The organism is Achromobacter mucicolens (genome assembly GCF_029866465.1).
Lineage (GTDB): Bacteria > Pseudomonadota > Gammaproteobacteria > Burkholderiales > Burkholderiaceae_B > Achromobacter > Achromobacter mucicolens.
In genome coordinates this window covers 3,806,851-3,819,609 of record NZ_CP123364.1, presented here as the reverse complement: position 1 = coordinate 3,819,609, position 12,759 = coordinate 3,806,851, and the positions used below count along the sequence as shown (strand labels likewise).

General features: G+C 66.0%; 16 protein-coding genes. 9 read left to right on the top strand and 7 right to left on the bottom strand.

Going from position 1 to position 12,759, the window contains the following annotated elements; translation table 11 throughout:
- Positions 1–68: 68 nt before the first annotated feature.
- Both QEP15_RS17480 and QEP15_RS17475 read right to left on the bottom strand, forming a co-directional pair.
- On the bottom strand, positions 69–629 hold the full coding sequence (locus tag QEP15_RS17480) for a YiiX family permuted papain-like enzyme (RefSeq protein ID WP_056323369.1): 561 nt from the start codon (positions 627–629) through the stop codon (positions 69–71).
- 338 nt (positions 630–967) lie between these two features.
- Positions 968–1,666, bottom strand: coding sequence for a DUF3313 domain-containing protein (locus QEP15_RS17475; protein ID WP_180100511.1), 699 nt, complete (start codon positions 1,664–1,666; stop codon positions 968–970).
- A gap of 225 nt (positions 1,667–1,891) precedes the next feature.
- On the opposite strand from QEP15_RS17475, the gene QEP15_RS17470 reads away from it, so the two are divergent.
- Together QEP15_RS17470 and QEP15_RS17465 are read left to right on the top strand one after the other, a co-directional pair.
- The gene (locus tag QEP15_RS17470) at positions 1,892–2,086 is read left to right on the top strand and encodes a hypothetical protein (RefSeq protein WP_056323375.1); all 195 of its coding nucleotides are present in this window, start codon (positions 1,892–1,894) and stop codon (positions 2,084–2,086) included.
- Positions 2,087–2,221: 135 nt separating this feature from the next.
- On the top strand, positions 2,222–2,851 hold the full coding sequence (locus tag QEP15_RS17465) for an FMN-binding negative transcriptional regulator (RefSeq protein ID WP_280147774.1): 630 nt from the start codon (positions 2,222–2,224) through the stop codon (positions 2,849–2,851).
- Positions 2,852–2,855: 4 nt separating this feature from the next.
- Here QEP15_RS17465 and QEP15_RS17460 read toward each other — a convergent pair whose 3' ends face one another.
- Positions 2,856–4,103 carry an MFS transporter gene (locus tag QEP15_RS17460; RefSeq protein WP_226846410.1) on the bottom strand — a complete coding sequence of 416 codons (1,248 nt, stop codon included), beginning with the start codon at positions 4,101–4,103 and terminating at the stop codon, positions 2,856–2,858.
- A gap of 80 nt (positions 4,104–4,183) precedes the next feature.
- Here QEP15_RS17460 and QEP15_RS17455 point away from each other — a divergent pair, with 80 nt between their 5' ends.
- The 3 genes from QEP15_RS17455 to QEP15_RS17445 all read left to right on the top strand — a co-directional run bounded on the left by QEP15_RS17455 (position 4,184) and on the right by QEP15_RS17445 (position 6,212).
- Positions 4,184–4,912 carry an ArsR/SmtB family transcription factor gene (locus tag QEP15_RS17455; protein WP_152385031.1) on the top strand — a complete coding sequence of 243 codons (729 nt, stop codon included), beginning with the start codon at positions 4,184–4,186 and terminating at the stop codon, positions 4,910–4,912.
- Positions 4,913–5,048: 136 nt separating this feature from the next.
- Complete coding sequence (locus QEP15_RS17450) at positions 5,049–5,705, top strand: N-acetyltransferase (RefSeq protein ID WP_226846409.1); 657 nt, start codon at positions 5,049–5,051, stop codon at positions 5,703–5,705.
- Between the two features lie 231 nt (positions 5,706–5,936).
- Positions 5,937–6,212 carry a hypothetical protein gene (locus QEP15_RS17445; RefSeq protein ID WP_056323383.1) on the top strand — a complete coding sequence of 92 codons (276 nt, stop codon included), beginning with the start codon at positions 5,937–5,939 and terminating at the stop codon, positions 6,210–6,212.
- A 5-nt stretch (positions 6,213–6,217) separates the two neighbouring features.
- On the opposite strand, the gene QEP15_RS17440 is transcribed toward QEP15_RS17445, so the two are convergent.
- From QEP15_RS17440 to ypfJ, 3 genes are all read right to left on the bottom strand, one after another.
- Positions 6,218–6,982 (bottom strand): DUF1828 domain-containing protein, encoded by a 765-nt coding sequence (locus QEP15_RS17440; protein ID WP_142054209.1) that lies wholly within the window; start codon positions 6,980–6,982, stop codon positions 6,218–6,220.
- Positions 6,979–7,515, bottom strand: coding sequence for a hypothetical protein (locus QEP15_RS17435; protein ID WP_056323388.1), 537 nt, complete (start codon positions 7,513–7,515; stop codon positions 6,979–6,981). The genes QEP15_RS17440 and QEP15_RS17435 overlap by 4 nt, the downstream gene beginning before the upstream one ends.
- A gap of 213 nt (positions 7,516–7,728) precedes the next feature.
- On the bottom strand, positions 7,729–8,580 hold the full coding sequence (gene ypfJ, locus QEP15_RS17430) for a KPN_02809 family neutral zinc metallopeptidase (RefSeq protein WP_128828751.1): 852 nt from the start codon (positions 8,578–8,580) through the stop codon (positions 7,729–7,731).
- Positions 8,581–8,664: 84 nt separating this feature from the next.
- Here ypfJ and QEP15_RS17425 point away from each other — a divergent pair, with 84 nt between their 5' ends.
- From QEP15_RS17425 to bamC, 4 genes are all read left to right on the top strand, one after another.
- Positions 8,665–9,291, top strand: coding sequence for an L-threonylcarbamoyladenylate synthase (locus QEP15_RS17425; protein ID WP_056323394.1), 627 nt, complete (start codon positions 8,665–8,667; stop codon positions 9,289–9,291).
- Between the two features lie 69 nt (positions 9,292–9,360).
- Positions 9,361–10,008 (top strand): site-2 protease family protein, encoded by a 648-nt coding sequence (locus tag QEP15_RS17420; protein WP_056323397.1) that lies wholly within the window; start codon positions 9,361–9,363, stop codon positions 10,006–10,008.
- 88 nt (positions 10,009–10,096) lie between these two features.
- A complete protein-coding gene (gene dapA / locus QEP15_RS17415) occupies positions 10,097–11,002 on the top strand; it encodes a 4-hydroxy-tetrahydrodipicolinate synthase (protein ID WP_280147773.1) in 906 nt (301 codons plus the stop codon).
- Positions 11,003–11,019: 17 nt separating this feature from the next.
- The gene (gene bamC / locus QEP15_RS17410; protein ID WP_128828750.1) at positions 11,020–12,144 is read left to right on the top strand and encodes an outer membrane protein assembly factor BamC; all 1,125 of its coding nucleotides are present in this window, start codon (positions 11,020–11,022) and stop codon (positions 12,142–12,144) included.
- Between the two features lie 187 nt (positions 12,145–12,331).
- On the opposite strand, the gene QEP15_RS17405 is transcribed toward bamC, so the two are convergent.
- A complete protein-coding gene (locus QEP15_RS17405) occupies positions 12,332–12,553 on the bottom strand; it encodes an endopeptidase (protein WP_425285960.1) in 222 nt (73 codons plus the stop codon).
- Positions 12,554–12,759: the final 206 nt, after the last annotated feature.

Sequence of the window (12,759 nt, the reverse complement as noted above, 5' to 3'; positions counted from 1 at the left end):
GTTTCAGGTGGGGCGGTGCAGGCATGATGCCCCACGGCGCGCGCCGTTATCAGCGCGGCGCGCCGCCGTCAGAAGGTGCCGACGGTCACCAGTTGGTCCGACGCGAACATGGCGGCCGGCGAGATGATGGGTTCTTCCCAGGGAATGCGCTTGCCGTAGCGTTCCTGCATCTTGGCCTGCACGGCGGGCGAGGCCAGATCGAAGCTTTTCAGCGGGGCCAGCGCGCCAATCTGCACGCCGAGGACGCGCTCGTAGATCTTCCAGACCAGTTCGGAGCAATAGATCTGGTCGTCCGACCAGGCGAACACCAGATCGTAGGGCTTGCCTACATAGGCGGCGCCCGCCTTGGCCAGGCGGGCGCGCGCGTCGGGCGTGAGCTGCGATGCGTCGCGCAGCCGCTTCACGACGTAATGGCCGCGCTCGCCTTGCGCGATCCATTGCGAGAGGGGGGTGTAGCTGACGCGCGCCGCGGCCTCGAGCACGTAGGCCTGGCCTTGGCGCGTCACGATCATGCCCATGTGGCTATAGGGCGAATGCGTGGCCTGTTGGATGGCCAGGCTTTGCGCCGATCGCGACTGCTGGAAAACCATGTCGCCCGTCTGCAGGTCGGGCGTTGCGGCGGCGGCCATGGACAGCGCGCAAAGCGCTGCCCCGGCGGCCGCACAGACCTTTGCCGCCAGCCTCACGGGCGAGCCCGTCCTGTCGCAGGCGTCTGCTTTTTGGCGCGCGGTTTGGCCGCGGGTTTTTCTTCCTTGGGCGGCGTGTCGAACTCTTGTTTGTTGCGCTCGCCGCGTGGCGTGTTTTCGGGGTGGGGTTTGGGAAATGCCCAGGGCTTTGTTTTCTGATCCATTGCATGTACTCCTTGCACAGGCGGAACAGTAGCATTAGCCGTGGTCCCTGGGTAAGTGAGGGTTGACGTCAATATTCATCACATCGTGATATGCAGCGGAAAATGGTCACCCGCGCATCACGGCGTTTTGGGAATTTCCGCGACCCAGATGCGGTCGAATTGCTCGCGAACCCGGCGCGCCCAGTCGTCGATGGCGCCTTGCACGTCGGCCGCCGTGGGCTTGCGGCTCTCGGGCAGGTTGCTGCCCGTGACGGCGCCCATCGAGGCGATCAGCAGCTGGTTGGTGGTGGCATCGCGCGCCGAGGCTTCGATCAACAGCCGCGCCGATTGATCGCGCAGGCCCGCGGCCTTGGCCGTCTGGCCCAGTACGTAGCCGATCGGCACGTATTCGCCCGGGCGCGGATCGCGATCGTTGCGGAAGGTGCCCGTGATGGCGGCCCGCAGCCGCACCGAGCGCGGCGCGGGCGCCGATATCAACTGATAGCCGGCCTGCGAAAACTCCCGGCGCAAAGCGGCGTTCATGTAGTCCAGCACGCGCTGCCGCAGTTCGGCATTGTCGCGAAAGTCCAACTCGTCAGGCCGGTCGCCGGGAATGTAGGTCACATTCTCCAAGAGCAGCTTCTTGTCGAACTGGCTGCCGATCGGCGGCCCCGGCCGGACCCAGATGCGGCCGCCGCTCCAGTTTGGGTCCTGCTGGAGCTGGCTCTGGGGTTCGCCAAGCGCGGTGGAATAGTCCTTGGCCTTGGGCAGATTGGTGCAACCGGCCAGTCCGATGAGTGCGCAGCAGGCCGCGCACAGTGCGAGGTTGGGCTTCATGGGGGCTTTCCTTTTCAGGCAACGGCGTCCGCGGCGGCGGACTCACGACCGGCACGATTCATGCTGGCAATTATCTGCCCGAAACTCGCGCTGCCGCGGCTATTTTTTTGGCTGCGGGCATCGGCTGCGCGCCTGGCCGCATCATCCTTCTGGCCATGCGAAAACGCTGTCTTGCCGGCTGTGGCCAGCGCTACGATGGGCATGTGCACATAGAAGGAGACATCTATGGACACCGCCAACGAATGGTATGCCGCCGTCAAGGAATGGCAGCGGGCCCGCGATGAACTGACCGAAGCGATCGCCGCGATCCAATGGCCCAGTCCCACGCCCGGCTGCCTTGAAAACTACGACCGCGCCTTTGCGCATGAAACCGAGGCCCGCGAACGCATGAACGCCGCCTACGCGCGATCCCGACGATAGCAGCGAGACGCATTGGCGGCGCCAGTTGGCGCACGAGGTGCTTGGCTCCATGAAACGCGGAAGGTGTGGCTCTTTCAGTGGGGCCACGCGCGCGGTATGTTGTCGCTTTCCTGACCTTTTCATCGCGCCGCCATCATGTACCTGCCGTCCGCCTTTCGCGAAGATTCGCTGGATATCCAGCACGAGTTCATCCGCGCCCACCCGCTGGGCGTCGTCTGCACCAGCGGCGACGGCGGGCTGATGGCCAATCACATTCCCTGTCTGCTTTATCCCGAAGGCCCGCATGGCGTCCTGCGCCTGCACGTGGCGCGCGCCAATCCGCAGCTTGCCGAGCTGGCTTCGGGACGCGAGTGCCTGGTGGCCTTTCACGGGGCGCAGGCCTACATCACGCCGTCCTGGTACGCGACCAAGGCGGAGACGCACAAGGTGGTGCCCACCTGGAATTTCGTGGCTGTCCACGTGTGGGGCACGCCTGTCATCCAGGACGATCCGGCGTGGCTGCGCGCCCAACTGGAGGCCCTGACCGACAGCCAGGAGCGTGCGCGCGCCCGGCCGTGGCGCGTGGACGAGGCGCCCGCCGATTTCATCGCCGCGCAGATGCGCGCCATCATCGGCGTGGAAATTCCCATCGCGCGCATCGAAGGCAAATGGAAGGTCAGCCAGAACCGCAACGCGGCCGATCGCGAGGGCGTGGCAGAGGGGCTGGTCAACGAACGCGGCGACGCGGTCATGGCCGGCCTGGTGGCGCGGCGCGGCGGCGCCTGAGGCGTCAGAGCGCGCCGCGCCTGGCGTGGGCGCCACGACCCGCGGCAAAGCACAGGATGGCGGCCAACTGCAATACGGCGGCGGCGGCCAGGAAACCCGGCAGCGCCAGCCCCGTCGGCTGCAACAGGGTCCGCAGCGCCCCGAAGGCGGCCGGCGCAAAGGCATAGGCGCCTTGCGACAGCGCCACGATCAGGGGCACCACCCGGGCCGCGTCCTCGCGCGCGAACTCCGCCTGCGCGATCAGGGGCGGCAGGGACGTGGCATTGCCGATGCCCGACCCGAAGAGCACCACGCCCGCCCACACCGCCCACGCGTGGTCCCCGGCCAACATCAGCACCAGCGACCCGGCGATCTGCACGGCATAGGCCGCGCAGGCGATCCGGCGGCGGTCGGCCGCCGGAGGCATCAGCCAGCCGACGAGCGAGCGTCCGGCGATGGCGCTGGCGGTGGCAAGTCCCATTGCCAGTCCCGCCGTCTGCGCGCCCAGCAGCGGCGCCAGCAGAGACAGCAGGTGCGCGATCAGGCCGATCTGGGCGAACAGGCCCAGCGCCATGCCTGCGGCCAGCGTCACGAACGCGCGGTCGCGGCGCAGCGGGCCGGCGGCCGCCGGCGCGGTTTGAGTGGCGGTGGGCGGCTTGCCCCCCGCGTCGCCGTCCGGGGCCTGGCCAAGCTGTCGCGGCGTCACCGAAAACACCTTGCGCGACAGTACGCCGATGACAACGACCATCGCCAGCCCGACCCACAGCGCCGCGTGCGCAAAGCCGGCATGCGCGATCAGGAACACCCATAGCGGTGAAAAGACGACGCCGCCGACGCTGGCGCCGTTGTAGGCCATGCCCAGGGCGGCCGGACGCCGCCGCACGAACCAGGGGGCGATCAGGGCGTTGACGGCGGCGGCGCCCAACGTCACCCAGCCCATCCCGCTGCACGCCGCGGCGGCGTACAGCTGCGCGGGCGTCTGCGCCACCGCCCATCCGGCCACGCCCACGGCCAGCAGCGCCGCGCCGCCGGCGGTCGTGCGGGCGACGCCGATGCGGCGGTAAAGGCGTGGCAGGTTGGCCACCACCACCGTGCCGGCCAAAAAGTGCAGCGTGACCGCGCCCGATACCAGTGCGACGCTCCAGCCGGTGCGCTGGACGACGGCGTGCAGGAATACCGGCGGACCGTAAAAACCCACGCCCCAACCGAAGACGGCGAGCACGAAGGTGGCGCAAAGGACTTTCCAGCCAAAAAAGGGAGGGGAGGCGGACATGGTCTCGGTGATTGATGCGAGTTTCGATGCGGCGAAGTATGCTTACGCCCTGCACACAACACTTTGGCCGATATCGAATCATGGATTCCGAGTTCGCCGACATCAACCTGTCCGCCGTGGCAGGCGCCATCGCCGATCCCGCGCGCGCACGCATGCTGTGCCTGTTGCTGGACGGCCGCGCGCGCACCGCCACGGAACTGGCCGCGGCCGCCGACATCGGCGCGTCCACGGCCAGCAGCCATTTCCAGCGCCTGCGCGATCAGGGCCTGGTGGAAATGGCCGTGCAGGGCAAGCACCGCTACTACCGCCTGGCCAGCGGCGAGGTCGGCCACGCGCTGGAGGCGCTGCTGGTGGTGGCGGGCGCCGAGCGCGCGCCGTTCAAGCCGACCACGCCGTCCGCGCTGCGCGACAGCCGCACCTGCTACGACCACATGGCCGGCACACTGGCCGTGCGCATCCATGACGCGATGCTGGGCCGGCATTGGCTGACGCCGGACGGGCGCGACTATGTGCTCACGCCGCTGGGCGAAGCGTCGCTCGCGCAAGTGGGCGTCGACGTGGCCCAGGCGCGCCAGCGCCGCCGCCGCTTCGCCTGCGCGTGCCTGGACTGGAGCGAACGGCGTTCCCATCTGGGCGGCGCCTTGGGCGCGGCGCTGCTCGACGCGCTGCTCGCGCGCGGCTGGGTCGCAAAGGACCTGGACTCGCGTGCATTGCGCATCACGGCCAAGGGCGAGCGGCAATTCCCGGCATTTTTTGGCCTGGCGGGCGACCAGCCCGCAGCCCAAAGGGACGCGCATGCAGCAGCGTGATCGATTCCTCGCCTGGCCCCATTCACCGCCCTGACCGGCGGTGCATCCGCACACAACTTTTCAAGCCGCGGATGCGGCTTTTTTTACGTCTCCCGTCCCTCGCGGACCGTTCTTCAACCCTGTACAGGAGGTGGCCTTGCCTACGCTGGCCTTGCACGCGTTCCGTCACGTCATGTCGATCGTGACGGAATTGCGCATCGACGTTAACCATAGTCCCCAAGAAGTGGACAAGGAGCTCGATGCCATCCACAACCGCATGAATCGTCCGATGGACCGCCTGCATGGATTGCCGGAGGTCAAGACCGACATTCCTGGCATCGTGCTTCGCTATCGCGAGGCCGACGGCGAGTATTACGTGTATGTGGTGGACGTGCGGCGGGACCGGCTGGCGGGCTATACGGTGTTCAACCGGCTGATCGAAGTGGGCCGTCGCGCCGATCCCTACGTGCGCGCGCCGCATTCGAAGTACGCAGCGCCGTACCAAGGCATGGGCCTGGCCACCGCGGTGTACCGGTGGGCGCTGGACGCGGGCCTGTGCATTCTTAGCGGCGCCCGCCAGTCCGTCGGGGCGCACCGCCTGTGGATGGGACTGTCGCGCCACTACGCGCTGGGTTACGTGGACCTGCGCTGCAAGCAGCTCACCTATCTGGGGCGCGAGGTGGCGCCCCGCGTGCGCGATGACCTGCATACCCGCATGATCCTGCTCGGCAAGGGCTGGCGGTTGGACGACTACATGCGCGTGACAGGGATGAATATGTCCGAGGATGCGCTTTCGCAACAGACCCTAGGGTAATCCCCCGGAATTGGCGGCGGGCGCCGGTGCGTGCAGCGCCGGCGCCGGCTCGCAAGCCGCGCCGGCGCTACCTTTCAGGCTTGAAAGCTGATGCGCTTCTCAACATTTGAGAAATGGGGACGCGCCTGCGTTGGCGCAACAGTGTTTCTATTTTCTGCTTGAGTTACAAAACTTATCCGGATTGTCATGAAATCACGGAGTATGCTCGACGGCAGATAGAGGACTACCGAAGTGCATCAGAACAACTTGATCTACAAGGGATACCGCCTCACGGCCAAGGTGTCCCGGGGCGGCGGCGCTATCGTGCCCCCGCCCGAAGCCAGCGGCCCTGTCTTCACTGCCTCGGTGATGGTTGTCCAGGCAGGCGCCATACTCGAAGGCGGCGACGAATACCCCGTGCCCCAGTTTGCGGGCGGCGGCTTCGTCTACAGTCCGCGCGAGGCCGTGCATGCGGCCATCGTGCACGGCCGCGAAATCGTCGACGGCCTGACCAACACGCCGTCCTGAGACGGCTAGGCCGAAAACACCTCTCGCCAGTCACGGGTCTTGGCCAGCGTCTGCACGGTGGCGGACTGCTCCAGGATCGTCACGGCCTTCTTGAATTCCTCGGCCGATGCGCCGTCTTCCAGAATCACCATGCGCGAGTTGCGCGCATCGGCCATCTTCACATCCGACATCTTGCCGTGGGTCTGGTAGACCTGCGTCCAGTCCATTTTCTTGCCCGCCTTCAGGGCGATCGGCTCGATGTAGGTGAGGGCGGTGCTGCCCGCCGCGCGCACCGCGTACGCGAAGTCCGCCGTGTGACCGCTGCTGCCCTTGGCGCGCGCGCCCTTGACCATGCGGTTCACGCCCACGCCTTCGGCCAGCGCGCGGCCCACCTGCGCGCGGAATCGCAGCTGGCTGAATCGCGGCATCCATTTCGCGCATTGGAACGACAGGGCCATCGCCAGCTTCACCGCGTCCCACAGCGCTTCCTGTAACTGCTCGATCGGACCTTCGGCCACGATGGCGCCCGACCGGTCGAAGTGGGCGAGCGTGACGCCCGGCGTCTCGTTCAGGATGTCGATGCGCTTGGCCGCCACGTCGATGCCAAAGCTGGACGCATGCATGGCGGTCTCACAGGCGTCGGTCAGGTAGAACGACGACTCATCGGGATGCGCGATGAAAAAGGCGGCGTGCTGGCCATCCAGGCCCAACGTCATGGGAGAGACGGCGCGAATGGCGTGTTCGCCCGCCGGCAGGACGGTCCAGCCGGAGGCTTCCAGAAAATTGCTCATAGGATCAGTTCGATTTGGCGGCCTTTGAGGGGATGCGCAAAGCCGCCGGCCAGCGTCAGGTTCGCTCGCGGCAGGAAATACTGCATCAGCGCGCCGATGGTGTCCAGCGCGGGCACGATGGGCTCGGCATAGCCTTCGCCTTCCTCGACCCAGATGTGTTCATGGCTGCGGTCGGCAAGCGGCTTGCGGTATTGCGGCCGGTCCGCGCCCACCAGGCTGGTGTGGAACGAATCGTCGGTATCGACGCCATACACCCGGTGCGGGCCCACAAAGAGACTGGCGCAGAACGCCTCGGTCAGGAAGATGGTGGCCTGCCCATGCACCGCCGTGCGCGCGCCCCGGTACATGACGCGGAAGATCACGTCTTCGCGCACCTCGCCCTTGATCTTGCATGGACAGCTGAACTCCATCCACTGGGCATTGCCCGCGGCGGGTTTCGGCAGCCAGAGGATCGGCTTGGCGGTTTCCTTGGGTTCGGCAAGAATCTCTTGCACCTCATCAACGGTGATTAGCGGTTCGAACTTGTTGGCCATGGAAACGAATCTAGGGTCTGGGGGCGCGCGAAGCAAAACGTGCATGCGGCATGCGCTGCGCCCCGCCGCGCCGCGGTGAAGACACGCGCGCGCAGCATTGCGAGGGGGCGTAATCTTACAAGATGAAGACGGCCGGGGTCTGTGGCCTGGATGGATATACAGGTGTTGGCGCCGTGCGGCCCGGAGCGGGCGAGGGCCGCGCAGCGCCGGGCGTCACAGAGACGTCGCGCCAAACGTGTCGCACTGCTTGATGCTGCCGCTTTCCAGGCCGCGCTTGAACCAGCGCACGCGCTGCGCGGAGCTGCCGTGCGTGAAGGCATCGGGCACGACGTATCCCTGGCTCTGCTTCTGCAGGCGGTCATCGCCGATCGCGGTGGCGGCCGCCAGCGCTTCTTCGACGTCGCCGCCTTCCAGGATGTTGCGCGCGGCATCCGCGCGCTGCGCCCAGAGGCCGGCAAAGCAATCCGCCTGCAGTTCCAGCCGAACCGACAACGCATTGGCCTGCGACGGGTTGCGCCGGCGCAGTTGGTCGACCTGGTCCGAGATGCCGAGCAGGTGCTGCACATGATGGCCGACTTCATGCGCAATCACGTACGCCTGCGCGAAATCGCCGGGGGCCTTGAACCGGTTCTGCAGTTCGTCGAAGAACGACAGGTCTATATAGACCTTGCTGTCGCCCGGACAGTAGAAGGGGCCCATGGCGGATTGGCCGGTGCCGCAGGCCGTGGGCGTGGCGCCGCGAAACAGCACCAGCTTGGGCTCGACGTACTGGCGGTTCAGTTCCTTCTGGAAGATGCCGGTCCACACGTCTTCGGTTTCGCCCAGGACCTTGGACACGAAGACGGCCTGGGGATCGTTGGCCGGCGGGGCCGAGGCGGGCGCCTGCTCCTGCACGGCCGGGCCTTCCGCCATGTCCAGGACCACGCGCGGATCGACGCCGAAGTACATCGCCACCAAGGCAAGTACTATCGTGCCTATGCCAATGGTCCCGCGGCCGCCGATTCGTGGGCCGCTGGAACGGCGGTCTTCCACATTGTCGCTCTGGCGCGAATTATCGAGGCGCATACTGGTTCTCCGGGCGGATCGTCATTACCGCCATTTTGCATCGCCGCGCTATTGGGCGGCCTTCAAGGATGTTAGGATAAACCCATGGCTTTGTATTTCTCTGTCCACCCAGCAAATCCCCAGCCGCGGCTGCTCAAGCAAGCCGCGCAATGGCTCAATGACGGGGGCCTGGTGGCCGTGCCCACCGACTCCAGTTACGCTGTCGTCGCCCGCCTGGACGACAAAAGCGCCGCCGACGGGCTGCGCCGCCTGCGCGGACTGGACGAACGTCATCACCTCACCCTCCTGTGCCGCGACCTGGCCGAAATTGGCCACTTCGCCCGCGTCGACAACAAGCAATACCGGCTGCTGAAAGCCGCGACGCCCGGCCCGTGGACCTTCATCCTCGAAGCCACCAAGGAAGTGCCGCGGCGCGTGTCGCACCCCTCGCGCAAGACCATCGGCATCCGCGTGCCGGATCACGCCGTCCTGTTGGGCTTGCTGGAACAGGCGGGTTCGCCGCTGCTGTCCACCACGCTCATCCCCAAGGATGAAACCGAGGCGCTGAACGACGCCGAGGAAATCCGCGAGCGCTACGACCACGATCTGGCCGCCATTATCGATGCGGGCGCCTGCCCGCAAGCGCCCACCACCGTGATCGACCTGACCGGCGACGAGCCGGTCGTCGTGCGCCTGGGCCGCGGCGATCCCGCTACCCTCGGACTTGTCTGATATTCCCCCTCGCCACGATGCATGAGACGCGCCGCGCTGGCGCGCGGCTCATCTACAATCCGGTTCGCCATGAATGACATCATCCAAACCATTGCGGTCTACGCGATACCGGTTATCTTCGCCATCACCCTGCATGAGGCGGCGCACGGCTACGTGGCGCGCATGCTGGGCGATCCGACCGCCTACCAGGCCGGACGGGTCAGCCTGAATCCCGCACGCCACATCGACCCCGTCGGCACGCTGCTGGTGCCGGTCGCCATCCTGCTGGCCTCCAAGCTCATGGGCAGTCCCGGCTTGCTCTTCGGTTGGGCCAAGCCGGTGCCCGTGGACTTTGGCCGCCTGCGCCGTCCCAAGAAGGACATGGCCTGGGTCGCGCTGGCCGGACCGGCCGCCAACCTGTTCATGGCCATTTTGTGGGCGCTGTCGCTGCGTCTCTTCATGGAAAGCGGCCTGCACGAAAGCTTCTGGTTCGAAATGGCGGTGGCGGGCGTCAACGTCAACCTGGTGCTGATGGCGCTGAACCTGCTGCCCATCCTGCCGCTGGACGGCGGACGCGTTCTCTTCAGCCTGCTGCCCAATCGCCTGGCCTGGCAATACTCGAAAATCGAGCCGTATGGATTGATCATCGTCATTGTCCTGCTGGTCACCGATGTGCTCTGGTTATTGATGCAACCGGTGCTCGGGCTGGGAACGACGATCGTTCAGTGGTTTCTGTAAGATTCCACCCAATATCCGTTAAACTCAGCGGTTTCACTGAATCAGGCCCTGGGGCAATCCCGCCGCGGGGTTTTGGAGCCCGACATCTATGGCATCCCCTGCTACCGCCGCAGGCGTTAATTTCCAGGGCAGCATGGTGGCCTTGGTCACCCCAATGCAACCCGATGGCAGCCTGGACTACGCTGCCTACCGGTCGCTGATCGACTGGCACGTCCAGGAAGGCACCGACGCGCTGGTGGTGGTGGGCACCACCGGGGAGTCGCCCACGGTCTCCATGGAAGAACACGCGGAACTCATCCGCGTTGCCGTCGAACATGCCGCCGGCCGCATCCCGGTCATTGCCGGCGTGGGCGCCAACTCCACCGATGAAGCCATCCACCTGACCCGCCACGCCAAGGCAGTGGGCGCGCACGCTGGCCTGTCGGTCGTTCCGTACTACAACAAGCCGTCGCAGGAAGGCCTGTACCGCCACTTCCGCACCATCGCCGAAGCCGTCGACCTGCCCACCATTCTTTACAACGTGCCGGGCCGCACCGTTGCCGACATGAGCAACGAGACGATCCTGCGCCTGGCGCAGGTGCCGGGCATCATCGGCATCAAGGACGCCACCGGCGACATCGCCCGCGGCGGCCTCTTGCTGCGCGAAGCGCCTGCCAGCTTCCAGGTCTTCAGCGGCGACGATCCCACCGCTGCGGCCCTGATCCTGCTGGGCGCGCGCGGCAACATTTCCGTCACGGCCAACGTGGCGCCCAAGCTCATGCGCGACCTCTGTGCCGCCGCCCTCGCGGGCGATGTGCCCAAGGTCCGTGAACTTAACGCGTTCCTGGCGCGTCTGAACAAGGTTTTGTTCGTCGAAGCCAACCCCATCCCCGTCAAGTGGGCGTTGGCCCAAATGGGCCGCAGCGCGCTGGGCTACCGGCTGCCGCTGGTCGAACTGAGCGCGCAGCATCACGCAACGGTGCGCAATGCGCTCCAGGAAACGGGACTGCTCTAAATATCGTGAGGAAACGTATGAACAAACGTCATGCCGGTTTGTCGGCATTGATGTCTCTGGTGTTGCTGGCCGGGTGCTCCGAGGTCAACCAATTCCTGGGCAATGAAGAATCGGTCGACTACAAGAGCGCGGTAAACCAGCGTGGAGAGCCTCTCAGCATTCCGCCCGACCTGACGCAGGCCAATAGCGATCCCCGCTACCGCGCGCCGGCCTCGGGTTCCACCACCTTCTCTGAATTCCAGCAACAGGGTGTGGCCCAGGCCAGCGCCCCGAAGACCAGCAACGTGCTTCCCAACCGTTCGGACATGCGCGTCGAACGCGACGGCGATCTGCGCTGGCTCGTCGTGGACCGTCCGCCCGAGCAGGTTTTCCCCCGCCTGATCGACTTCTGGACCGAAAGCGGCTTTACCGTCGCCACCAACAATCCCGGTGCCGGCCTGATCGAAACCGACTGGGCCGAGAACCGCGCCAAGATCCCCGAAAGCTGGCTGCGCCAGGCGCTGGGGGCGGTGCTGGAATCGGCGTGGGATAGCGGCGAGCGCGAGAAATTCCGCACCCGCGTCGAACGCGTCAACGGTCACACCGAAATCTACGTCAGCCACCGCCAGATGCTCGAAAAGCGTGTCGGTTCCGACGGCGGCCAGGTGCAGTGGCAGAACGGCAAGGAAGACCCGGGCCTGAACGCCGCCATGCTGGCGCGCATGATGGTCTTCCTGGGTACCGACGTCGACAACGCCCGCAAGCTGGTGCAGCAGGCCGAGGCCTCGCCGCAGCGTCCCGCCGTGCAGCAGGACGTTCGTGCCCAGGGCGCGTCGCTCATCGTCAGCGAGTCCTTCGACCGCGCCTGGCGTCGTGTCGGCGTGGCGCTCGATGGCGGCGGCTTCGCAGTCGATGACCGCGATCGTTCCTCCGGCGACTACTTCGTCCGCTATGTCGACACCGACACCGGCGAAAAGATGGAACAGCCCGGCTTCTTCAGCCGCATGTTCTCTGGCGACAAGAAGGCGCAGGCAGCTCAGTACCGCATCCACCTGGTGGGCAACGGCGAACAGACGACCGTCTCGGTCTTGGACGCCAACGGTACGCCGGACAGCAGCCCGACCGCGCAGCGCCTGCTGAGCGTCCTGAAGGACAAGATGTAATAGAACCGCCGGGCCGCGCGCTCACGCGCAGCGGCCGCCGGCAGGGCCCCCGGTCGGGTGCCCATGGCCGGCCGGCGGCAAGCGCGGACTTCCGTCGCTTACGTTCCGGCAAGGCACAAAAAAAACCCTGGCATCACATGCCAGGGTTTTTTTTGCGTCTTCAGTGCGGGGGTTCGTGCCTGAAGGATTACGACGCGGGGGTGGTCGAGCCGCCCGGCGTGGTCGAACCGGTGCCGGGCGTCGTGCCCGGGGCCGCCGGTGCGGGCGAGGCCGGCGGCGTGCCGCCAGGTGCGGGCGTGGTGGCGCCGGGAGTCGGGCTGGTCGCCGGCGCCGGGGCATCTTCCTTCTTGTTGCAAGCGCTGAGCGCGACGGCCAGCACCGAGGCAATAATCAAGGTTTTGCTCATCATTATTTGAACTCCTGTAGATGACGACTCTTGAAACCCCGTTAGGGGAAACCAGAACTCAGGCTACAGGAAGGTTCAGGCCGATCGCGTAGGAAAGTTAAATCGTTCGCATCCCAACGGCAACAAACCTTTCAGCTTGGTGTTATGTCTTTCTTGATGTGACCCGGTTTACAGACCTGATTTCTTTCTGTGTGACACGGATACGCGAA